At 54.7% G+C, this 24,488-nt stretch carries 18 protein-coding genes; 3 read left to right on the forward strand and 15 right to left on the reverse strand.

All coding sequences use genetic code 11. From position 1 onward, the window contains the following. The first annotated feature begins 172 nt into the window (after positions 1-172). Together metK and ahcY are read left to right on the forward strand one after the other, a co-directional pair. A complete protein-coding gene (gene metK, locus NSND_RS09740) occupies positions 173-1,321 on the forward strand; it encodes a methionine adenosyltransferase (protein ID WP_080878825.1) in 1,149 nt (382 codons plus the stop codon). A gap of 107 nt (positions 1,322-1,428) precedes the next feature. Next, positions 1,429-2,685, forward strand: a complete 1,257-nt coding sequence (gene ahcY, locus NSND_RS09745; RefSeq protein ID WP_080878826.1) for an adenosylhomocysteinase — start codon at positions 1,429-1,431, stop codon at positions 2,683-2,685. Positions 2,686-3,009: 324 nt separating this feature from the next. On the opposite strand, the gene NSND_RS09750 is transcribed toward ahcY, so the two are convergent. The 12 genes from NSND_RS09750 to NSND_RS09810 all read right to left on the reverse strand — a co-directional run bounded on the left by NSND_RS09750 (position 3,010) and on the right by NSND_RS09810 (position 20,976). Next, positions 3,010-4,644, reverse strand: a complete 1,635-nt coding sequence (locus tag NSND_RS09750; RefSeq protein WP_080878827.1) for a B12-binding domain-containing radical SAM protein — start codon at positions 4,642-4,644, stop codon at positions 3,010-3,012. A gap of 289 nt (positions 4,645-4,933) precedes the next feature. Beyond that, complete coding sequence (gene sucD, locus NSND_RS09755; protein WP_080878828.1) at positions 4,934-5,806, reverse strand: succinate--CoA ligase subunit alpha; 873 nt, start codon at positions 5,804-5,806, stop codon at positions 4,934-4,936. Positions 5,807-5,817: 11 nt separating this feature from the next. Beyond that, entirely contained in the window at positions 5,818-6,996 is a 1,179-nt protein-coding gene (gene sucC, locus NSND_RS09760) for an ADP-forming succinate--CoA ligase subunit beta (protein WP_080878829.1), read from the reverse strand. An 85-nt stretch (positions 6,997-7,081) separates the two neighbouring features. Continuing rightward, on the reverse strand, positions 7,082-8,683 hold the full coding sequence (locus NSND_RS09765; protein ID WP_080878830.1) for an FAD-binding protein: 1,602 nt from the start codon (positions 8,681-8,683) through the stop codon (positions 7,082-7,084). Positions 8,684-8,752: 69 nt separating this feature from the next. Then, positions 8,753-9,463 carry a 2Fe-2S iron-sulfur cluster-binding protein gene (locus NSND_RS09770; protein WP_080878831.1) on the reverse strand — a complete coding sequence of 237 codons (711 nt, stop codon included), beginning with the start codon at positions 9,461-9,463 and terminating at the stop codon, positions 8,753-8,755. Between the two features lie 84 nt (positions 9,464-9,547). Next, the gene (locus NSND_RS09775; RefSeq protein WP_080878832.1) at positions 9,548-11,779 is read right to left on the reverse strand and encodes an NADP-dependent isocitrate dehydrogenase; all 2,232 of its coding nucleotides are present in this window, start codon (positions 11,777-11,779) and stop codon (positions 9,548-9,550) included. Between the two features lie 25 nt (positions 11,780-11,804). Next, entirely contained in the window at positions 11,805-14,051 is a 2,247-nt protein-coding gene (locus NSND_RS09780; RefSeq protein ID WP_080878833.1) for an aconitate hydratase, read from the reverse strand. A gap of 114 nt (positions 14,052-14,165) precedes the next feature. Then, entirely contained in the window at positions 14,166-15,986 is a 1,821-nt protein-coding gene (locus NSND_RS09785; protein WP_080878834.1) for a citrate/2-methylcitrate synthase, read from the reverse strand. Between the two features lie 42 nt (positions 15,987-16,028). Beyond that, positions 16,029-17,228, reverse strand: a complete 1,200-nt coding sequence (locus tag NSND_RS09790) for an ATP citrate lyase citrate-binding domain-containing protein (protein ID WP_080878835.1) — start codon at positions 17,226-17,228, stop codon at positions 16,029-16,031. 200 nt (positions 17,229-17,428) lie between these two features. Further along, positions 17,429-18,283: a bifunctional DNA-formamidopyrimidine glycosylase/DNA-(apurinic or apyrimidinic site) lyase gene (gene mutM, locus NSND_RS09795; protein ID WP_080878836.1), complete on the reverse strand. Its 855-nt coding sequence runs from the start codon at positions 18,281-18,283 to the stop codon at positions 17,429-17,431. A gap of 188 nt (positions 18,284-18,471) precedes the next feature. Then, entirely contained in the window at positions 18,472-18,894 is a 423-nt protein-coding gene (locus tag NSND_RS09800) for a protein-tyrosine phosphatase family protein (protein ID WP_159450726.1), read from the reverse strand. Between the two features lie 723 nt (positions 18,895-19,617). Continuing rightward, a complete protein-coding gene (locus NSND_RS09810; RefSeq protein ID WP_080878839.1) occupies positions 19,618-20,976 on the reverse strand; it encodes a small ribosomal subunit Rsm22 family protein in 1,359 nt (452 codons plus the stop codon). Between NSND_RS09810 and NSND_RS09815 the strand changes: the two genes are divergently transcribed. Then, positions 20,890-21,138, forward strand: coding sequence for a hypothetical protein (locus NSND_RS09815; protein ID WP_080878840.1), 249 nt, complete (start codon positions 20,890-20,892; stop codon positions 21,136-21,138). The two genes, NSND_RS09810 and NSND_RS09815, sit on opposite strands and share 87 nt — an antisense overlap. Before the next feature lie 93 nt (positions 21,139-21,231). On the opposite strand, the gene NSND_RS09820 is transcribed toward NSND_RS09815, so the two are convergent. From NSND_RS09820 to NSND_RS09835, 3 genes are all read right to left on the reverse strand, one after another. Further along, positions 21,232-22,578, reverse strand: coding sequence for a transketolase C-terminal domain-containing protein (locus NSND_RS09820; RefSeq protein ID WP_080878841.1), 1,347 nt, complete (start codon positions 22,576-22,578; stop codon positions 21,232-21,234). 38 nt (positions 22,579-22,616) lie between these two features. After that, complete coding sequence (locus tag NSND_RS09825) at positions 22,617-23,375, reverse strand: carbon monoxide dehydrogenase beta subunit family protein (protein WP_235000218.1); 759 nt, start codon at positions 23,373-23,375, stop codon at positions 22,617-22,619. Positions 23,376-23,752: 377 nt separating this feature from the next. Further along, positions 23,753-24,466, reverse strand: a complete 714-nt coding sequence (locus tag NSND_RS09835) for a 2-oxoacid:acceptor oxidoreductase family protein (RefSeq protein WP_080878843.1) — start codon at positions 24,464-24,466, stop codon at positions 23,753-23,755. Positions 24,467-24,488 lie beyond the last annotated feature (22 nt).

The following is a 24,488-nucleotide window of genomic DNA, read 5'->3' on the forward strand; positions in this document are numbered from 1 at the left end:
TCAACCAATTCCACCAGAACGGTGGACAAAAACAGACCGGTCAGCTACTATTGCCTTAGTTTTTTTGCGGAGTTGCCTGATCATCTTAAGCGTAGCGGCTTCCACAATCAGTCGCCGTACCACCTGACTTCAATCGCCGCATCCTCGTATCACTTCAATTCCAGGGGGAACAATGAGACATAACTACCTGTTCACGTCTGAGTCTGTCACCGAAGGGCACCCGGATAAGATTGCCGATCAGATCTCGGACGGAATTCTAGACGCCATCATCGCTCAAGACAAATTTTCGCGAGTCGCCTGCGAAACCATTCTCACGACCGGCATCGCATTCGTCGCCGGAGAAATCTCGACCAAGGCCTATGTGGAGATTCCCGATATCATTCGCGACGTGATCAAGGACGTCGGCTATACGGACGCCTCCTGGGGTTTCGATTCCAACACCTGCTCGGTCTTGACGTCGATCCACCAACAGTCCGGCGATATCGCCATGGGAGTTGATTCCGGCGGCGCCGGCGACCAGGGCCTCATGTTTGGGTATGCCACCAATGAAACGACCGAGCTCATGCCGATGCCGATCGTGCTGGCCCATCGATTGACCAAACGTTTGGCCGAAGTGCGCAAGAAAAAGATTCTCAAATGGGTGCGGCCCGACGGCAAATCGCAGGTGACCGTGGAATATAAGGGCGGCAAACCTTGCCGCGTCGATACCATCGTCGTTTCCACACAGCACAGCCCCGACGTGACCAACAAGCAAATCGAGAAGGATTTGATGGAACACGTGATCAGACCGTCCATGCCGAAGGGTCTGTACGATCCGACCAGCGTGAAACACCATATCAACCCGACCGGCCGATTCGTGGTCGGCGGACCGATGGGCGATACCGGCCTGACCGGCCGCAAGATCATCGTCGATACCTACGGCGGGCACGGCAGCCACGGCGGAGGGGCCTTCTCGGGAAAAGATCCATCGAAGGTAGATCGCTCCGCCTCGTACATGGCTCGCTATATTGCAAAGAACATCGTGGCCGCGGGCCTGGCTTCAAAATGCGAAGTCCAGCTGGCCTACGCCATTGGAGTAGCCGATCCCGTCTCCGTATTGGTCGACACCAAGGACACCGAGAAGGTAGCACCCGAAAGCTTGGACAAGCTGGTCCGGAAGCATTTCCCATTGACCCCGCGCGGGATCATCGACCATCTCAAGCTACGTCGCCCCATCTTTAGGAAGACGGCCGCCTACGGGCACTTCGGTCGCAACGAACCGGAGTTCACCTGGGAAAAAACCGACAAAGCCAAAGCGTTGCGCAAGGACGCAGGCCTCTAACCGCCTACAGCGCGTCGCACCAGCCAAGGGGGCGGGTCGCAAGCCCGCCCCTTTTTTCTGCATTCACGCATCACTCGATTATCAGTCACAACACAGGAGGACGACCAGTGGACTACGACGTGAAAGACATGGGATTAGCTGATCAGGGAAAATTGAAAATCGAATGGGCAGAAGCCACGATGCCGGTACTCCGGCTCATTCGCAAACGCTTTGAACGGGAACAGCCGTTCAAGGGCATCCGCGCCACCGCTTGCCTACACGTGACCACCGAAACGGCCAACCTGATGAAAACGCTCAAGGCCGGCGGGGCAGATGTTCGCCTCTGCGCCTCCAACCCGTTGAGCACTCAAGACGATGTCGCCGCCGCCCTGGTTCGGCACGAAGGGATCCCGACCTTTGCCGTCAAGGGAGAAGACAACAAGACCTACTACCGGCATATTGAATCGGCCATCGCCCACAAGCCGCACCTGTCCATGGACGACGGAGCCGATGTGGTCTCCCATCTACACTCCAAGCGGAAAGACTTACTCCGCAACGTGATCGGTGGAACAGAGGAAACCACCACCGGCGTCATCCGCCTTCGCAGCATGGCCGAGAAGAAAGTCCTGAAATTCCCGGTCATCTCCGTGAACGATGCGGACACGAAACACATGTTCGACAACCGGTATGGCACTGGCCAAAGCACCATGGACGGCATTGTCCGTGCCACCAATCGGCTGGTGTGCGGCTCCACGCTCGTCGTCGCCGGCTACGGCTGGTGCGGCCGCGGCATTGCCACGCGCGCACGCGGCATGGGCGCCAACGTCATCGTGACTGAAATCGATCCATTGAAGGGCCTCGAAGCCGTGATGGACGGATTCCGGGTCATGCCGATGGATGAAGCCGCTCCCCTTGGAGACTTTTTTGTCACAGTCACAGGCAACTTGAAGGTTATTCGCGGCGAGCACTTTGCGGCCATGAAGGACGGGGCAATCGTCTGCAATTCCGGACACTTCAATGTCGAGCTGGACATTCCTGCACTGGAAAAGCTCAGCAAGAAAAAACTCGCCGTGCGCTCGGGTGTGGACCAATACACTTTGAAGAACGGCCGTCGCGTCAGCCTCTTGGGCGAAGGTCGCCTTGTGAACCTAGCCACCGCTGAAGGCCACCCCTCCAGCGTCATGGACATGAGCTTCGCGAATCAGGCCTTGGGGGCCGAATATATTGTGAAGAACTACAAGAAATTGGAAAAGAAGGTCTATCCGGTTCCCGCCGACATCGATAAAGAAATTTCGCGGCTCAAACTCGCCGGCATGGGCGTGTCGATCGACAAGCTCACCAAAGAGCAGGTGAAGTACTTGGCCTCCTGGGAAATGGGAACCTAGTTTTATCGGAGAAGGCCGGAGCTGCTCTCGTGGCGGCTCCGGCCCATCCACCGAGCAGTTCTGAGCATCTGAGCGACCTCCTCATGCCACTCCGGACGCTCCTACTACTCTTTCTCTCTGCTCTCTATAACTTTCTCTCAGTCATACCGAATACCTGGCCTCTGACAAGTATTGGAGGTCGATTGTCATGAAGCGACTACACCACAGTAGGCGCAGGTGCAGCTCCGGCCAAATAGATACAGAAAACGTCAAGTCTAGACCTCCCCACGCCTCACTTGCTGAAGCACGGGGATAGCTGACAGAACATGGCAAACCTTGCGCAGACTAACGTGAATTGACCATGGGAAGTTCGCGAGATCCTTCGGCCTCCTGCTGAATCCGCTGACGCTCGGCTTTCGACTCTTCCAACACACTGTGCAGTAACTCATCGCTCAGCTGGGTCAATTGCGCTGCAGCGTCTTTCATCTCCGCATGCTCCACCGCCCGCGACAATACTTCGGCCTTTGTCGCCCCCTTCTTCTGGCCCAAGAAGGGCTTGATGATGAGATAGGCCACGTCACGGAACGGCATGAAACGCAAGAATCGGCGCAGCAGCTTGAAGGTCTGAATCGGGTATCGGGTGAGCTTATAAATAAACAGCTTCTTCAGCCCCTCTTGGCGAACTGAATTAATGACTGCCCCCGGCAAACAGGTCGGATCAATCTCCGAACACTTAAAATACTTGTACCAATCCTTGGCGTCGCTCACCAATCCACGCTTGATATATTCCTGCCACAGAGGCGTGCCCCGATAGACGCACAGCCGATTGAATCCAAACGTGTCCAAAGGCAATTTCGAGGCGAAATCAAACGTCTTCTGCATGTCCTCGACGGTTTCGTCGGGATTGCCCACCGTAAAGAAACCGTGAACGATTTCGATCCCTGCCTTCTTGGCGTTTCTAACCGCGGTCTCAACCTCGGCGAGCGTCTGCTCCTTCTGGAGGCGATCCAGAATTTTCTGGCTGCCGCTTTCGATGCCGAACATCACCGTCCTGCAATGCGCCTGAGCCATGGCAGGGAAGAGGTGCTGGGCCACGGAATCAACCCGGCCTTCGATTCCCCATTGGATTGTCAGCTTCGCATCGATGATCCCTTTACAAATCGCATCGATCCGCTTCGGCTGCAGTAAAAAGTGATCATCGACGAAATAGACAGATCCGTACCCATTCGCCTCGAGGTACTTCAGCTCATCAACGACGTGCTGCGCGCTACGCGCCCGCCACTTCCCCTCGTTGAAAATCGGGATGTCACAGAAGACACAGGGCCACGGACAGCCCCGCGAAGTCTGCATGGTCGTAAATCGCTCCATCGACAACACCGCCGGCACGTCCAACGGCATCGACTCGACAAAGTCTAATTCCAGGCTTTCCCGGTCAGGAAATGGCCACTGATCCAAGTGGCGCTCCATCGTCCTGTTGGGGTTATTGATCACCTTGCCGTCTTTCGCCCAAGTGACACCGCCCACCTCTTGCGGATCCTCAAGACGATCGAGCAAATCAAGCAACAACTGCTCCCCGTCTCCTCGACACACAAAGTCGATTTCTGGACACTGGAGCTTCACCAAACCCGCGTTGAGACTGGCAAATACTCCGCCGAAGGCCAGCTTGACGGTACTATCGGCCGCTCGAATCTGACGAGCTAGAATTTTGGCATAGGGATAGCTGGTGGTACTGAGGAAACTAAGACCAACCAAGGCCGGCTTCCGCCGTTTGATCTCCTCGATAATGAACTCATTCGGGGTCTCAGGATGCGCCTGATCGAACATCACACATTCATGGCCCGACCGCTTCAATACCGACGACAATGACATAATGCCGATGGGCGGAAACCCCATGACCCGGATACGCCCGTTCTTAGCTCGCGTCTTCGCCGGAAGGGCATAAAACTGGGGATCGCGCACATGTATCAGAAACACCAGCATAGTAATGTCCTTTCATCGGGACAGTAACCGAATTCCTCATTCTGCTCGTGGATGGAGGATCCAGGTTCTCAGTGCAGAGAGACCAAATCACTCAGGCCAATCGACCCTCGTGAGGCGTCCTACAGTACCACGTCTCGCAAGAGGGAAAAAGGGAAGATTCTGACAAAGAGAGGAGTACACCGGTGACATCGGCGATCCTCAACCGTTGACCTGCGGTATGGTTTGCGCGTCACAAACGCAAAGAGGGCGTCGGATCAGATCCGACGCCCTCTTTAGAAGAGATACCTGACTAGCGACCGAGCGCCGCCTTCACGGCATGGCCGATCTCAGCGGGATTCTTCACGACTCGTACACCAGCAGCTTCTAGCGCCTTCATTTTTTCCGTCGCCGTCCCTTTGCCGCCTGAAATGATGGCACCCGCATGCCCCATCCGACGCCCTGGCGGCGCCGTGATCCCGGCAATGAAACTAATCACTGGCTTCTTGACGTGCTTCTTAATATATTCGGCCGCCTTCTCTTCCGCATCGCCACCGATTTCGCCGATCATCACGACAGCCTGTGTTTCAGAATCCTTCTCGAACAAGGGCAAGACATCCACGAATCCCGTGCCGTTGACGGGATCACCGCCGATTCCCACACAGGTCGTTTCTCCGAGCCCCAACGTCGACAGTTGATGAACGGCCTCATACGTCAGGGTGCCGCTGCGTGATACTACGCCAACTACACCACGTTTATGGATGAAGCCGGGCATGATGCCGATCTTGGCTTCATCGACTGTGATGACGCCTGGGCAATTGGGACCGATTAATCGGACATCACGTCCATGCAGCGCACGTTTCACCTTCACCATATCGTTCACGGGAATGCCTTCGGTGATGCAGATAATCAGTTTAACACCTGCATCAGCAGCTTCCAGGATCGCATCCGCACAAAATGGCGGCGGCACAAAGATCAAAGAGGTATCGCAGTCGGTCTTCTTCACAGCATCGGCCACGGTGTTGAAGACGGGGATGCCCTCAACTTCCTGCCCGGCCTTGCCAGGTGTCACCCCGGCGACCATCTTCGTGCCATACGCTTTGCATTGCGTCGCGTGAAAGGACCCTTCCTTCCCTGTGATCCCCTGCACTACCACTCGCGTATTCTTATTGACGAGAATGCTCACGGTCTTCTCCTTTACGCCGCCTTGCCGGTCAGCTTCACAATTTTCTGCGCCGCTTCCCACAGATCATTGGCAACCTCCAACTTGAGGCCGGACTCCGCCAATAGTTTGCGGCCTTCATCTGCATTCGTACCTTGGAGACGCACCACTAATGGAACGGTAATCTTCACTTCCTTGGCAGCTTCGATCACACCATGCGCAATGCGCTCACATCGTACGATGCCACCGAAGATATTGATAAAGATGCCCTTCACGTTCGGGTCCTTGAGCAGAATCCGGAATCCGGCTGCCACCGTGTCCTTCGTGGCTCCGCCGCCCACATCCAGGAAGTTCGCCGGCTCGCTACCCGCCAGCTTGATGACGTCCATAGTGGCCATCGCAAGACCGGCGCCGTTCACCATACAGCCGATGTTGCCGTCAAGCTTGACATAATTCAGATTGTTCGCCGTCGCTTCGATTTCCAGCGGATCCTCTTCATTGAGGTCCCGCATGTTCTGAACATCGTCATGTTTAAAAATGCCGTTGTCGTCAAATGAGACCTTGCCGTCCAATGCCACCAAGGTTTTCTCCTTGGTGATAATCAACGGATTGATTTCAACGAGCGCCGCGTGTTTTTCCATGAATAGGCGATAGAGATTGCCGAGCATCTGCACGAAGGGATTGATGACAGCAGGTTCCATCGTCTGCAAGCCCAATGCAAAAGCGACGTTTCGCCCATTGTGCCCCTGAAATCCAACGGCGGGATCGACCGCTTCCTTAATAATCTTCTCCGGAGTCTTTTCAGCCACCTCTTCGATTTCCATCCCGCCTTCGGTGCTGGCGATAAACGTCGGCCAACCGGTGTCGCGATCAACAAGAATGCTCAGATATAACTCTTTCGCAATATTGGCGCCCTCTTCGAGCAACAGCCGATGAACCTTCCTCCCCTTCGGTCCAGTCTGGTGCGTGATCAAGGTCTTGCCGATCAACTCCTTGGCGATTCCTGCAACAGCCCCCTTCTCCTTCGTAATTTTGACGCCGCCGGCCTTTCCACGCCCACCCGCATGGATTTGAGCTTTCACCACGAAGACCGGCGTATTCAGTTCACTTGCCCAGGCAGTGGCGGCCTCGGGTGAGGTAATTTCCTTGCCCCGTGGCACCGGAACCCCGAACTGTGCGAACAATTGCTTGGCCTGAAATTCATGAACGTTCATTGAATCCTCATAAGAGCTAGTGGCTCATGACAAATGACGTAGAGCGTGACTCCTAGCGGGGTCGGCTTGCCCGGACCAGCCGCCATCAGCCATTCGCCGTACGCTCTGGTTCTTTTCGCGTATAGGCGGGGAGAATCATCGGAGAGATCACACCGCTGGAGCTGCCGTGCTGCTTGGCCTCCGCTCGGAATCGTCGCAGATGTTGGAGCGTGAGCTTCCCTTGTGGCATGGATCCGGCGCGCGATGCCGCTGTCAACCCTGAGCGCTTTCCAAACACCATGAGGTCCAGTAGCGAATTCCCCATCAATCGATTTCGTCCGTGCAATCCCCCAGAAGCTTCTCCGGCAACGAAGAGATTCTTCACATTGGTTTCCGAGTTTGCATCGATCTTCACTCCGCCGTTCTGATAGTGCAACGTCGGATAAATGAGGACGGGATCCTTGCTGATGTCAATACCGAATCGCTCAAACTGCATCATCATGGCAGGAAAATGCTTTTCCACCGTTCCCGGCCCATGCTCTGCATCAAGCAACGGCGTATCCAACCAAACACCGACACGACCGGACATGGTGCGAATACCACGGCCCTCCTCACACTCACGAATAATGGAGGAGGAGACGACATCACGGGTATCAAGCTCATTCACAAATCGCTCACCTTTGGCGTTCACCAGATGGCCGCCCTCCGACCTGATACCCTCTGTAACCAAGGCGCCGATCAATTGCTCGGGATAGACCGCGCCTGACGGGTGATACTGGAACGTATCGATGTGATCGAGCTTCGCGCCCATCCGGTAGGAGAGGCACAAACCGTCGCCCGTCGCGCCATAATGGTTGCTAGTGGGAAATCCTTGAATATGCAGCCGGCCGATACCACCGGTCGCGAGAATCACAGACTTCGCAGCCACAACCACCTGCCTGTGATTGTCGAGATCCTTAAAGATCGCCCCCGTGCAATGGCCGTGGTCATCACTGAGCAACTCCACTGCGGCGCAGAATTCGAGAAGTTGGATCTTTTGATTCAGCACCTCGTCTTTGAGGACTCGCATGATCTCTAGGCCAGTGTAGTCTGAGCAAGTCAGAAGACGTGGCTTAGAGCTCCCCCCCCCCTTCTTGACGTGCAGATTGCCATCGGCCTGCCGATCAAAAAGCACGCCCAGTTCAATTAACCACTTGGCTATGGAAGGCCCATCCTCGACCATGACCTTGAGTAATTCGTGGTCGTTCTGCATATGGCCACCCTTGAGTGTGTCAAGGAAATGGGTGACCGGAGAATCTTCTGGCGCAACGGAAATCTGCATCCCGCCTTGAGCCATCACACTATTGGAGTCTCCAAGTCGCAGCTTCGTGGCAAGAATCACCTTCGCGCCGGTACCGTGGGCATGCAACGCTGCCGCACACCCAGCACCGCCGCCGCCGACGACCAAAACATCCGTTGTGTAGTGTGGGGTCAGATCAATATTCTCAGCGATTGAGCTATCACCTTCGAGAAGGGCAGCGAGTTCAACGACCGTCTTGTCGTTCGCGTTCGGGCCAAATCGAATCGGACGATAGGCGCTGGTACGGTAATCAGGATGATACTTATGGATCAGCTGGTCGCGATCGGCAGGGGAGAACTTCGGGATAGTCTGTTTACGGCGAGCGTCCCGAGTCTGGTGGACAATCTGTTGGAGTGCGTGAATATCCATGGTTTCACTTTCAGCACGGAGCACAGTCTTCGGACATATCTGCCCGAGACCGGCGGACGGCACGAGGCATTACTTCACTGTCGCGCAGTGGTCGGCCAGCTCCTGTTCGTTCATTGCGAGCACTTTGTTCCATTCATCGTTGAAACGGCCGTCTTGAATTTCCTTGATACGGATATCCAGCCCCTGCGGCTTCTCTGTGAAATGAGCACCTTGCGCCCGGCTCACGTACAGGGCGACCAGATTGGGGGCGATGTCGGCAATACACACCGGTGTGCACATCCCACACATGACGCAATCCATGAACATCTCGGAGACGCTCTTGAAATCACCGAACACTGCCTTCCACACCCCTTCACGCACATCGATCTTCTGAGGGCACGCCTCCGTACAGGCATTGCAATTGCGGCAAAGCGGCGCTTCCGGATAGAGATTGAAGAGGTCTTGCTTCGGATCTTTGAGCGACTGGATGTCGTACAGAGCCTTACGAGCGGGAAACGGCGGCATGATGGTGAAAGACATGCCATCTTCTACAGCCATCTGGCAGGCCAAGCAGGTCCGGACCTTGGGATCATCCTTGGTTCGATAGTAGGTCGCGCAGGCTCCGCAGAATCCGCCGAGGCAGCCAGCTCCACGCACTACTTCCTGGCCCGTATGCCACAATGCCTTGATGACGGTGATACCTTCCGGCACTTCATACTTCTTACCGGAGATTTCAATCGTCACCATTTTGTGGCGCAACACTTCTGGCTGGTCGATCACGTTGGTGTCTTCTTGTGCCATGTTTCTCTCGTGGACGGCTGAAAGCCAGGCATGAGGAGATTCGCTTCCCCCCTCACACCTGACGTTTAATTAACGGATACGCCCTTACGCAATTGCGTCGATGATAGCATTTAGCGTGGTGCTTGGGCGCATCGCCTTGGACGACTTCGCGTCATCAGGGTGGTAGTACCCCCCTGTATCGACCGGCTTACCCTGAGCCGCAATCAGCTCCCCAGATATCTTGGCTTCGTTATCCGCCATTTCCTTAGCAACCTTGACGAAGCGCGCTGCCAAATTCTTATCCTGCGTCTGCTGGGCCAACGCCTGCGCCCAGTAGAGAGCCAGATAGAAATGGCTGCCGCGGTTATCGATTTCTCCGACTTTGCGCGCTGGCGATTTATTGCTCTCCAGGAACTTGGCATTGGCTTGATCAAGGGTATCCGCCAGCATTTTCGCCGCGGGATTGTTCGCCACTTTGGCCAGATGCTCCAGCGAGGCAGCCAGCGCCAGGAACTCTCCGAGCGAATCCCACCGCAGATAGCCTTCTTCCTGGAACTGCTGCACGTGCTTCGGCGCGGAGCCTCCCGCACCGGTCTCAAACAGACCGCCGCCGTTGAGCAACGGCACGATCGAAAGCATCTTGGCGCTGGTTCCGATTTCAAGAATCGGGAACAGGTCCGTCAGATAGTCACGCAAGACGTTCCCCGTCACGGAAATCGTGTCCTTGCCTTCCTTGATCCGCTCCAGCGAGAGACGAGTCGCATCGGCCGGCGTCATGATCCGGATATCGAGCCCGTTCGTATCGTGCTCTTTCAAATACTGATTCACCTTCGTGATCAGTTGCGCGTCATGCGCCCGGTCCTTGTTCAACCAGAAAATCGCCGGGGCGCCGGTCGCCCGCGCGCGAGTCACAGCTAGTTTCACCCAGTCGCGGATCGGGGCATCCTTCACCTGGCACATACGCCAGATGTCCCCTTCTTCGACCTTGTGCTCCAGCAAGGCTTTTCCCGACGCATCGACAACGCGAATCGTACCGTTGCCTGGCACCTTGAAGGTCTTGTCATGTGATCCGTACTCTTCCGCCGCCTGCGCCATGAGTCCGACATTGGGCACGCTGCCCATCGTCTTCGGATCAAGGGCGCCGTGCTTCTTGCAGAAATCGATCACCTCGCGATAGACCGGGGCATAGCTGGCATCGGGAATCACGCACTTGGTGTCCGCCAGCTTCCCGTCTGGTCCCCACATCTTGCCACTGTCGCGAATGACCGGCGGCATGGAGGCATCGATGATGATGTCGCTCGGCACATGGAGGTTGGTGATCCCCTTGTCGGAATTCACCATCGCCATCGGCGGACGCTGCTTGTACACAGCCTGGATATCAGCTTCGATCGCCTTGCGCTGATCCTCTGGTAAGGCCTTGATCTTTGCATAGAGATCGCCGATCCCGTTGTCCGGATCCACGCCCAGCTTCTTGAGCGTCTCACCATGCTTGGCAAAGACATCCTTGTAATAGACCGTCACAGCATGACCGAAGATCTTCGGGTCCGAGACCTTCATCATGGTGGCTTTCATGTGAAGCGAGAACAGTACGCCTTGTTTGGCCGAGTCCTGAATCTGCTCTTCGAGGAATGTGCGCAACGCCTTGACGCTCATGAAGGTGGCATCCACCACTTCGCCCGCCTGCAAGGCCACTTTCGGCTTCAGGACGGTCGCCTTGCCATCTTGGCCGACAAACTCGATCCGCACTTCAGTCGCCGCGGTCGTGGTCAGCGACTTTTCATTCGAAAAGAAATCTCCACTCTTCATGTGACTGACGTGTGACTTGGAATCTGAACTCCAGGCGCCCATCTTGTGCGGATGCTTCCTGGTGTGCGCCTTCACGGACAAGGGCGCCCGGCGATCCGAGTTGCCTTCGCGCAAGACCGGATTGACTGCACTGCCTTTGACCTTGTCGTAGCGGGACTTGATATCTTTCTCTTTGTCGTCCTTCGGATTCTCCGGATACTCGGGTAGCTTGTAGCCCTGGCTCTGCAATTCCTTAATGGCTGCCTGTAACTGGGGCAGCGAGGCGCTGATATTGGGCAACTTGATGATATTGGCTTCCGGTTTCTTGGCCAGTTCGCCCAATTCGGACAGCGCGTCCGGCTGCCGTTGTTCCGGTGTCAGATGCTCCGGAAACACCGCAAGGATTCGACCGGCCAGCGAGATATCCCGCAGTTCCACCGATACACCGGCTGCCTTGCTGAAGGCATTGATGATCGGCAAGAGCGAATAGGTCGCGAACATCGGCGCTTCATCAGTCTTGGTATATATGATCTTGTCAGCTTTCGTAGTCATGATTCTCCCTCTTATCCCCTATGAGTTAGTTCAGCGCATTCAACGCCGAACCCGCCTTGAACCAAGCGATCTGCTGCTCAGTGATGCTGTGGTTCGTTTGGATGGTCAGAGCTTTGCCATCCGCCTTGTGTATGGTGACCTGCACAGGTTTGCCTGGAGCCAGATTGTTGAGGCCCGTCACGCTGATGCGGTCTTGCTGCTCGATCTTGTCGTAGTCCTTCGGATCTGCGAAGGTCAACGCCACGATGCCCTGCTTCTTGAGATTGGTCTCATGAATCCGAGCAAAGCTTTTCGTGATCACTACCTTCACATTCAAAAATCTCGGAGACATAGCCGCATGTTCACGACTGCTGCCTTCACCGTAGTTCTCGTCACCTACTACAACTGACCCTATGCCTTTGGACTTGTAGTCGCGTGCAATCTGAGCAATCGTGAGATTTGCCTCACCCGTGAGCACATTCGTTCCTCTGCCCGGCTCTGATGTAAAGGCACTATTTGCGCCCAAAAACATGTTGTCGCTGATCTTATCGAGATGCCCACGGAACTTGAGCCATGGCCCAGCTGGAGAAATATGGTCGGTGGTGGTCTTTCCTTTTGTCTTGATCAGCAGCGGTAGCTTTTCAAAGTCTTTCCCATCCCAGCGTGGGAATGGTTGCAACAGTTGCAAGCGCTCGCTGGTAGGCGGTATGTCCACCGTCAACCCCTCACCGCTTTCAGCAGGAGCCACGAACCCCTCTTCACCTTTCGCAAAACCTTTGGCTGGAAGTTCCTCACCTTGTGGCGGCTGGAATTTGAACTCCTTGCCGTCTGCACCCTTGAGCATCTGATTCACCGGGTCAAAACCAAGATCTCCCGTAATAGCATACGCGGTCACGACCTCGGGGCTCGCCAAGAACGAGAGTGTTTCGCTGATTCCATCATTGCGACCAGGAAAGTTTCGGTTGAAGGAGCTAACGATTGAATCGGCCTTTCCCTTCACCCCGTCGGCCCGCTTCCACTGCCCGATGCAGGGACCACAGGAATTCGAGAGGACCGTTCCTCCGAGCTTTTCAAACGTATCCAAAAACCCGTCACGCTTCATCGTATGGTAAATGCGCTCGGATCCAGGAGAAACAAGAAACGATGCCTTCGCTTTTAAACCAGCTTTCAAGCCCTGCTCAGCCACATGGGCAGAGCGGCTGATGTCTTCATAGGAAGAATTGGTGCAGCTACCGATCAGTGCCGCCTTCAGCTCGACCGGATACCCCTTCGCCTTTGCCTCCGCCGCCAACTTTGAAATCGGCCGTGCAAGATCCGGCGTATGCGGGCCAACTACATGCGGTTCGAGCGTTGACAGATCAACCTCAACGATCTGATCGTAATATTTCTCCGGCGATTGATAGACTTCCGGATCCGCCACAAGCAGGTCTCTGTGAGATTGAGCAAAGGTCGCCAGATCAGCGCGATCCGTGATGGTCATGTAGGCGACCATCTTCTCGTCGAAGGGGAACACAGAGGTCGTCGCCCCAAGCTCCGCACCCATGTTACAGATAGTGCCCTTGCCTGTTGCACTGATCGTTTCGGCCCCTGGGCCAAAGTACTCCACAATCTTGTTGGTCCCGCCCTTCACTGTCAGCAGACCGCACAGGTAGAGAATGACGTCTTTCGGCGAAGCCCAGCCATTCAATTTTCCGGTCAGGCGCACGCCGATCAATTTCGGATGAAGAACCTCCCACGGCAAACCTGCCATCACTTCACCCGCATCTGCGCCGCCGACACCGATCGCCAGCCCACCCAAGCCACCACCGTTCGGCGTATGTGAGTCAGTTCCAATGATCAAACAGCCGGGGAACGCATAGTTCTCCAACACCACTTGATGGATAATCCCGGCTCCTGGCTTCCAGAACCCAATGCCGTACTTCTTTGCCGCAGAAGCGAGGAAATTGTAGACCTCTCGATTTTCGTCCATCGCGCGAAGCAGGTCCTTCTCGGAACCCATTTCAGCACGAATGAGGTGATCGCAATGGATCGTGCTCGGCACAGCCGCTTTTTCCTTATTGGCCTGCATGAACTGCAGCATGGCCATTTGGGCCGTGGCATCTTGCATGGCCACACGATCTGGCCTGAGCGCCAACATCGCCTTGCCCCGCTCCCAGATCTGCGCGTCGAAATTATCTGCGTGCGAGACCAAGATTTTGTCAGCCAGGGTGAGGCCTCGGCCGAATTGCTTTCTGGCCTTGGCAAATACTTCCGGCATCTTGGCATACAGTTTCTTGGCGAGATCCATCGACATGACTTATCTCCTTAAAATATGTCTGTCACCAAATCAGCACCATCAGCCGGCTGGGAACATGACATTCCAACGACCGGATTGACGAGTCATGTTTGACGACCGACCATTGTCGTCTTACTTCAATGGCGGAACTTCCCGCCGCTTCGGTGCCGCATAATTCACAAGGTAGTCGAATAAACGGATCAGCCGGCTATCCTGGCGTTTTTGATCAACCCAGTGGCCGATCAATCCGATCGTCCGCGAGAGAATGAAGAACCCGTTCAAGCTATCGACAGGGAATCCGATATCGACCAGTACGGCCGCCATGGTCCCATCGACGTTCAGAATCAGATTATCCTTTTTCACGGAGGTAATTTTCTCCACCTCCAGTGCGAAGTCCAGGCATGGTGTCTTAATATTCAAGCTCTTCACGTACCCAACCAATTCCTTCACTCGCTTGTCCGGGTTGCGCAAACTCTTCACGCGATGACCAATTCCTGGAACCGGCCCATGGTTTTTCTTCATGTAGGCCAAGAATTCGTCGACCGACATCTTGTTATCGACAGCATACTTAAAGAACCGCCCGGCATCAGTAACCGCACCGCCGAAGCGCGGACCAATCATAATCATGCCCGCGGCAACTGATTGCGACAGCCCGATCCCGGCACAAGCCGCAAGGATTGTCGCGTATGCTCCGCTCACACAAGGGCCGTGATCAGCGGAAAGCATCATGATGCGCTTAATGATTTCGGCTTCCTGTTTCGAGATCAGCCGCTTGTCCCACAAAAGACCGATAACATGAGGAATTTCGTAGCCTTTGTTGATGAGCTCAGAGGCAGGATAACCGTCGTAGCAGGGCTCATCGCCGCGGTCATCGCTGATGGTCGTACGGATCAGCGGCGAGACCATGACCTCGTCAGCCTTCATCGCCTCTTCGATGGTTTTTGGCAACCGGGGCAACGTAGCCGGCTCGACCGGTTCCTTGATCTGGCCTGACTTCAAGAGATCTTGATAGGTTTCCTTGATGGCAGGACCAAGGGCGCCAAAAGTGGGCGGCACGAGGGCGCCGGCTTTCTTCAGCGCATCGGACTTGGAGCGAGCTGATCCTTCACCCTTCATCCCCTCTTTCGCGCCGGCATGACCGAACTTCATCCCCTTCGGCAAACTCTCCTGACAAAATCCGGAGACCACGGCAATCAACTTCACCCGGCGCTTTTTCGCGCCATACCATTCTGCAGCCCGCTCTTCGAGATCACCGCCCATTTCGCCGACGATGACAACCGCCTTCGTTTGCGGATCGTTTTCGAACATCTCGAGATAACTGACATAATCGGTTCCAGGATAGGCATCGCCGCCAATACCGATGGCCGTCGTGATCCCGTCGGCAAACTGAGAGCAGATCCAGATGATTTCGTTCGAGAGACCGCCGGACTTGGTGATGACACCGAACGATCCTTCGCGATAAAGCTTGGATAGAACAAGATTGTCGAACGCACCGCCAATCACGCCAAGCCGGCATGCTCCGGCGGAGATGATGCCAATGGATGAGGGACCGTTAAAGACCTTCCCCAACTTGCGCGCATGAGCGCCAAGAATCTTGGCATCTTTTTCCGGCACGCCCTCGGTGATCATTGAGACCACCTTGATATGAGAATCGTCCAGCGCCTCAATACCGCCCTTCATCGCACGGTCTGCGCCAATGTACACGAGACTGGTATTCAGGGTCGGATGGTGCTTGGTGGCTTCAGCAATGGACTTGTAGACCGGAATGGCGATCAGACCGCTGCCGTATGGGATCTCATTGCTCTTGCCGGCATCGGGTGGATAGACAAACGCCTCAACGTTGAGCGGACGTTTAATGAGATAACAGAACTCGGCCATGCGGCGGGCAGCGTTGACACCGGCTTGACCACCCTGGATCACCACACGGGTGTCTTTGTTTGCCAGAATACTCATCTCGGGATCTCCCCTTATCTTCGGTTGGTCATAGGCGGCAGGCTACTTCGCTTGGAGTGCCTTGTCGACAATGTCGGTGAGCGGTGTATTGCGGTCGAAGACATTGATGTCAAAGCCTTCTTCTTTCAACGCGCGCATCGCATCAAGCCCCTCTTTTTCCCGCGGCCCACCGCGACGCACCCAAATCTTTACGCTCTTCAACTTCCCTTCGGACTTCGCCTTCCTGAAGCCGTTGATGATCCCTCCGAACGTCTTCTTCACGTCGGTGAAATTGGCGATCGCACCACCAACGATGATGTTCCGGATTCCCGGCAGAGAACAGACCTTTTCCGTGAGGACCTCGACGGCCCAATCGGGTGGATCACCGGAGTATTCGGCATAGTTGGCCAACTTGCCGCCACGCGCCACGACCGCGTCGGAGTAGTACACGCTGGCACCACCGCCCGCCGGCAACATCGCTGTATCCCCACCAGGAATTTCTATAAATTTAACTGAGCCTTTAATCTTGCTGTCGACAGCCATCACCTCGAGCTCTTGCTTGGAATAGGCACGGCCAAATTCCGCCGCAAAAGCGAAGTTCCAGTCCGGATGTCTAAATTTGGCATCGCCGTCGAGCAATGTCACGGCATCAAGCGCCACCAGCTCTTCATCGGCGGCACGAAGGACGACCGGATTCACCTCGAGATACTGCGCATCTTCACTGTCGAAGCAGGCAAACATTTTTCCTGCAAACTCAGCCATCTTCTTCGTGAGCGGCCCGCCAAATCCTGCCTCTTTCGACAGTTTTTCGAGGGATTCAGGAGAAGGAGCTTGTCCGATCTCAAGACACAACCGCTTAACACGTTCCCAATTTGATTCGACTTCGATCCCGCCACAATTGGCAACCAGGATCTCACTGCCTTCGCGCGTTGATTTGACCGCGCAATAATACTCTTCCTTGTGCGGGATCATCTCAGAGACAATCACCTGAGTCACGGTGATGCTGCCGACCTGACGGCCAATCATCTCTTTAGTGGCAGCTTCAGCCGCCTTGAAGTCCAGATCGATCTTCACCAGCCCCAACTTGAAGCGCGACCCGAGAGCCTCGTGTGCCTTCGCAACAAGCTTGGACTTCTTCAACCACTCATTGGCTTGACCCAGCCTGGTCAACTCGTCTACGGAGGTGACGACCACATAGTTGGGAACACTGATTCCCCACTTCTTCATCAGCCCCATCCCGGGACCTTCCAGCACTTTCGCCATGATTGACGACTCCTTGGTGTGTGATAGGGCAGAGAAACGGAGCGGTAGAGTACCGAATTCTGCTGATTAGCTCAATCCTCCAAAAGGCCCAAGCTGCGAGCACAGAAGTCCTACCATAATGAGCACTGAAGATTCATCACCATAAATAATTGATAACGTTATTATTGTTTCCGACGCTTCAAGGTTTGGGGTTAGCGAGACTATTCAGGCCTTGTGGCGCGCCGACGCCCGTTTCGCTGGCATGTGGGACAGTAAAACGAACTTCGTTCGCCGATAGAACGACAGATCACAGCACCGCAGGCATTCGGGCAGGGCTCCCCGGCTTTGGCATACACCAGATGCCTGCGCTTGTACTGGCCTTCGGTCCCATCCGGCGCAAAATAATCCCGCACACTCGACCCACCCATGGCGATGGCTTCCCGTAACACCTCCCCCATGACTTGATGCAACCGCGTGATCGACTTCCCTGGAATCGAATTCGACGGCTGATTGGGATGGAGGCGGGAACGGAAGAGGATCTCATTTGCATAGATGTTGCCGATCCCTGCGATGACCTGTTGACGCATCAGGAGAGACTTTAGCCGACTCCGTGTCGCCCGGAGCACACGCAGGAATTGCTCATGACTAATCGTAAGGGGATCATGGCCGAACCGGCGAGCGACATATCGATCCAGTCCCGCCCAGTCAAGCAGCGATAAGCGACCAAACCGCCGCGGATTCCAATATCTGATATCAGGCTCACAACAACCATCGAGGTGCAGGATAAAGTGGGTATGTTGGGGGTGCTTGGTCAAGGTGGATCGGAACAGCAACAATCCGGTCATACCTAACTCTGCGACGAGAAATCTCGGCTCCTTGCCGCAGAGAAAGTGAAGAATCACGCTTTTCCCCTTCCGCTCGACCCCTGTAATTTTGGCCTGACGATACTGCTCCAGAGAAGGCAACCCTTCTCGCACGATGTCCTCACGGCCAATCCAGCAATCACGGACTGTAGCTCCGACGACCCGTTCGCGCAATTGACGCGCGGCGACTTCGGCTTCTGGCAATTCAGGCATCGAGCATTCTCGAGGTGGCAGAGAGAACCTACTGAAGGCAAATTACGCCATGGGGCCGAGGCAAAATGCAACTCCGACCTGAGATAGTCCAGGAGACATCAATTTGGATGACTATAACGAGAGCGTCCGGAGAGGGATGAGGAACTGACGAAGAAGGACAAATCGGAATGTCCCTGACAGCGCAGCTTCTAAGACGTTGATGAATTCACTTGGGTTTGCCGGCGGCGACAAACATCCTGAATCGTTTCTCGGAGGCGCGGCAACGGCATGCCGCCTGGACGCCTGGTCAACACAAGCTTCACCGCATCGGCATAGGCCATTCCCTCGACACAACATAGATAGGCAATTACCACTGACACCGACCGACCCATGCCAACCCGACAACACACCATCAACCGATTGTCTGCCATATGTGCCGCAATCCATTCCACAGCCTCATATAATGCAGACGCTGCCGGCTCACCAAACTCCTTGAGCGGAATCTTGGCATAGATAACCCGGGAGGGAACTGTCACATTTTGTTCTTCAGCCACCATGAGAACGGCGTTTACCTGGGGGGGAGGATTCCTGGCGTCATCGGCATTGCCGACCAGAAGACGTTTGTTTATCATGTGCATCGTGTCGTTAGTATAGGGGGCGCGTGCTTCCGGTCAAGTGAATCCTCGGAATTCGGACAAGGCGGTTGAACATCACTGAAGCCGGTGCGTATACTCAACTCCGCTATTCGAGGAGGAATTGATGGCTCACACGTCGCTTGAAGCGGTAGAAAAACGGCTGGCGAGTGTCCAGTGCGCAATCTGTAAGACCAATACCTTTGGCGTCGACCGGCGCACATTGCAGCCAGATGGGGAATGTCGGGCGGTCTGCTTGAAATGTCGGTACAATTTTCCCGTCTACACAGATATGGAGTTTTACCTTCGGACTCAACCGGATGTACCCTATCGCCTAAAAGAGATTTCTTGCCCAAACTGCCAGCATCGAGGCGTGACCTTGGACTTTCGGATCACCATGTCCGTCCGCGAGGCGATCTATTTCGTCACCTGCAACGCCTGCCAAACACAGTTCCCTGAACGCTCTTCATTGGAAGCGTTTGAGTAACCCTTCCGAGCGCAGTTTCATGTATACTAAGCTTATTATGAGCACCACACAAAAGCCAGACTCCCAGAAAAATCCTACTCCGGTCACTCAGACTGAAACGAAGCCCCGGAGGGAAATTCCGCTTATTTCAGTTCCAAACGATCGGGACATGATTGCAGCGGAAATGGCCGAACTCTTCGACGAAGATCGAGTATCCCATCAGCACGGTTCCTCAGAACCTGAGGCGGACTAGATCTTCACGCAGAGCGAACGATCTCCACGGTGCCGGACGAGATAATCCGGCCCACCATAGCCGGTCGCCCTTTTCGCTCCTTTCTGACAATGTCGCTCACCCGAATGATGGCCCCGCGATGCCAGCCATCAAAGGCAGTGTTCGACATTGAGCTTTCCTTGTCCTGGCGTCCAATCTCCGACCTCCCCGTTTGATCGCACAACCAAACCCGTTTTTCGCCTTTCATCACGCGCAACTCACTCACCACGCGGTGGTAGTCCGGATCTCGTGGCACGAGCGTTTTTCCGTCCTTGCGAAAAATCACATAGGAAAATTTGAGCGCATCCTTGATAAGTCCGACTCGTCGATCCACTTGGGCAATCCAGGCCGGATTCTCCCACTTCCGCTCTTCATGGCACCAATCGTCCGGCTTAACTAACGCAGAACAGGGCGCGTCATGGAGACAGGGAGCATAGACAGAACAGTGCCGCCCTGCCAGAAGGTTGTCTCGCACCTGGTGCAGTTCCCGAGAAGCAGGCCGCGTGGCTGGCTCGATAAGCATTAGACTCCCTTCAGGGGCCAAGTAATTCAGGAGTTCCCCTATCAACGCAGTCCGTTGTCCCACGGAATCCATACTCCCCACGAATAACTCTGATAGAAGATTCTGAACAATAATAAGCTGGTAACCATTCACGCCACCGCCGTCACGGATAGCGGAGGGCAGGGAACGTTCGAGGTTACACTCCACGGTGTTCAACGGTGGGATGGACTGATCCCGCTGCTGTTCGGAATACGCCCGCCAAATATCAGTAGACACCCTTAAGACATGAGGTGAACGATCAACGGCTATCATACGGAGGGTAGACGGCGGCCTCGCAGACTTTGAAAGGCACCAATCGAGCACTCCCAGGACGCCTGTTCCAGGCCCGCCACCGAGGTCCAATACTCGAAAATCCTGGTCCTGAGCGACGGGAAGCACCGGCTGCAGTTCGTCCAAGAGTATCTGCACTTTGGCGAGATTAACAGGCAGATAGTAGACCAAGTAACCGGCACACAACTGAGGGTCCTCGAAGTAAACCCTGCTTCCCACCTGCCCATTTCGTGTAAACATTTCTGAAAGTCCCGACACCGCCTTAATTATTGATTGGGATGGCCCCTCCGAGTGCTCAAGGAGATTTACTTTGGCCACCTTCGTGATAGCACTCAAAACTGCCGATGATAGTTGGTACATAGACGAACCCTCGGTTGACCCCCCCGAGCAGGCTGGGGTATTCTCATGAGAGAAGGAGCACTTCACATGACTGACCCTATTTTGCAAGCATATCTGGAAGTGGAGATGGCCATGGAGCGCTTCACGCTTGTCCTGCATGACCATGTCGATCATCTCCGTAAGACTGAAGCCCCTGGCTCAGACAAGCTGCACCGTATGGCCAACGGCACCAAAGCCATGCGCGATAGCGCATCGATTTACCTATCCTACGCCAAGTACGTTGCTCACGGGATGCCGGAAAGCCCTGATCTAGTCGAGGAGGATCTTCAGGGCTGAGGAGCCGCACTCAAGCATCTCCCTAAATACACAGGGCCCGTTCGGTATAACCGAACGGGCCCTGCTGTTTCTACCCTGACGTTACTTCTCGGCCTAAATGCTGCGCATGAAATGCCCCATGGCCTCATGGTCAGCAGCTGATGCGCCCATAACTTGTGAAATCGCAACGTTCGTGGACTTCTTTCCGGTCAGACCGGACTCGACTTCGTCCACGATCAATTCCACCGGCATGGACTGCCCACCGTACACTCTCGGGCCACCGATAATCTTGGCATTTGAGAAACCGTAAATAGCGGTTGCCACTTCTTTTGCTAACCATCCGACATAGTTGAATTCAGGCACAACAATTAATTTGGCCTTCCCGCAGAGTTTGCGCAACTCCTGAGTCGGGAATGGGCGGAGCGATCGGATCTTGATCAGTCCGATCTTAATGCCTTTTTCGGCGCAAATACGAACCGCTTCACGTGATTGAGCGGCCGCACTACCTGAAGCGATAATAACCGCCTCCGCATCATCCACATTCTCCGCCGTGAGTAGTCCACCCATGTACTGGTTGATGTATTTACGGGAACGCTCCACGGCAGCCCACACTTCCTGCTGCCACACCGCGTGAATGTTGTAGGCCATGAAATTGGACTTCTGAACGGGAGCATCGCGAGAGAGTCGTGCCGGAGGATTCTCAGCATCAAGCACCGGCACCGCCCCACGCCAAGGTTCGCGTGGGGGAAGCTTCATCCCACGATCTTGCATACGCACATAGCCACGAGCATGCGTCACAAAAAACCCATCGCAGCACACGCCGACGGGGAGGGTCACATCATTCTTCTCGCTGATAATAAACCCAGCCAACGTGAAGTCGTACATGTCCTGCTGATTTTCGGCATGGAACACAATCATGCCGCAATTGAGCAGATAAGAAACTTCGATATTGTCAGGTTGAATGGCCAACGGTGCGTTCACCACTCGGCAAGTGAACATGGCCACGACTGGCAACCGATGCCCCGGCCAAGAAGCAATCCCCTCCAGCCCTCTCAGCGTCCCTGGACCCGCCGTTGCAGTATAACACCGCACTCCCGCCCGTGACCCGCCGGCGATAGCCGCCATGACGCCGACCTCTTCTTCGCCACGGTAGTACTCCTTGACGTACCCTTCACCATACAACACACCGACCAACTGCATAGTTTCACTTTGAGGGGTAATGGGGTACGCAATGGCAAGATCGACGTTTGAGCGGCGAATAGCCTCTTTTGCGGCCTCGCTGCCAGTGATGAACTCCTTCGTGCGAGGAGCTTCCAGGAACATATACTCAGGAGTGACAACTTTCTGCCGCTTTGCATCCGCGTGCGGATCCTTCTTGGTCTCGGCCTTCGGAGCCGACACACTCGTAGTAGGGTCGCCCTCTGGATTGGTCTTTTGTTTGGGTTCCAATGCTTCGCTCATCGTTGCACCTCTTGACTGTATCGCCTTAGCCTAAAACCTTAGCCTTCCCGCTTCATCTGCTCAGCTGAGTGGCCAAATGTAGCCGCGCTGCCTGCGCCTGCAGCGGTAGGCATAAAGGTCATAGGATTCGTATGCGTCTTCCCATTATGGACCTTGGACTGAGTTCCGGTGAATCGCACGTTCTCGCCGTTATCCGGCAACTTAATGCCCATTTCCTCACGGACCTTCTTGAAGATTTGCGCTGTTCTCTTCAATTTCAACGTGTCCGAATCGCGAATTGTCAGCATGGCGTCCTCATGCCCCTGCTCAGCACAAATGGCCATGGTGCAGCAGTTCGTCCCTGCACGAATCATTTTCAGCGTAAGATTGGCATAGTGACAGTGAACGCCGATGAAAATACAGGCCTCAATCTTGTTGCCCCAGATCGTGAGATTGGGGTGATTGGGATTGATGACCTCTTCAGGGTCAATTTTGGGGTACTTGGGGCGATAATCCGGCATGGGAATAATCATCACCTCAGGGATCTGTGCCGCAATTTCCAATACAGCCTTCGCCTTCTCGACAGCATGGTTATTCCAAGCCCACAAGACGAGAGGTCCCGGAAAAATCGTTGCATTCGGGCTTGTCAGCATTTTCCGAGCCATCTCTTCAATCACTATGTCTTCGTTAGGTTCCAGCAGCCCATAGTACAGTCCTTCGCCTGGATCAGGCAGCGCGACCCCTAATTGAGCTGCTGATGGAGGATGGAATCCGGCTGGCCCCGGCACGATAATTCTCTCTCTTGTATCTTGCGTCATTCCCACGCCCACTCCCCTTTCTTACGCTTACCCGACTACTGGGCTCGCCAAGACCGCTGTCGTACTCTTATCGCTATATGTGATGTTATCGGTCAACGCAGCCATCGGTAATTGATCAATCATGATCATTTTAATAGCATTGTTCTTCGCCATGTTGTCGCAGACCCACACACATTGCGCGCATCCTTTACAACGATCTACAGCCACGTATGCAGACCCGTACTTAAAGCCCTTCTCTTTCCCCATCTCCTCGCTATACTGAATGGTATTAGCCTCAGGACAATACTGAGTACAGAGCTTACAGCTCTTCGAGGCACAAATTTCAACATCGATATGGGCGACTAAATACATTGGAACTCCTTCGTACTAAATCCTGGTTAGGCGCTCACAGTCGCACGGATTTCCGACCGTTTGACCGTCGGTGCAGCCCAACCGTGGTCGACTGCGTAGTTCCAGCCGGCCTGAATAACCGCGACATTCTTGTCGATCAACTCCTGCTTCTTTTTAAATTTTCGCTCGACGACACTGTCCAGGGCCGCGGTTCCTCCGGAGACCACAAATCCTTTACCAAGGAACCGATCCTTTACCGACTGCTCCAGCGCTTCAACAGTAGTCAACCCGGTGATCGCTCCGATGCAACCCATCAAGGCCATATTCGTGCACAAGTCCATGCCCGCCACTTCGAGGGATAGCTTAGTAGCGGGAAAATAGTAAAGCCTTGCACGACGCTCTTCTAACTCACGAGCCTGATCCCGATGAAGCTTCATCGGACCATCATTATTGATCAACGCGATGCCGTCTTCCTTCAATCCGAAGTAAAACGGCATCGTATACGATTTTCCGTGAGTAATGACCTGTGGATGGAAAATGATAATGATGTGCGGGAAGGTAATCTCTCCGATTTCGTAGATGGGCTCGTCTGATACTCGCACATAACTCTCCACCGGAGCCATGCGCTTTTCTGATCCGTAGAATGGAACTATCGTACTTTCCCCACCGGCATTAATCACCGCAGTACTCAGGATGTGCGAGCCGGTCACAACCCCCTGGCCACCCACACCCGCCATCCGAATGTTGAAACGTTTCGCCATGCTCAATCCTCCTTAAACGTTG

This window comes from Nitrospira sp. ND1 (genome assembly GCF_900170025.1).
In the GTDB taxonomy this organism is placed as follows: Bacteria; Nitrospirota; Nitrospiria; order Nitrospirales; family Nitrospiraceae; genus Nitrospira_A.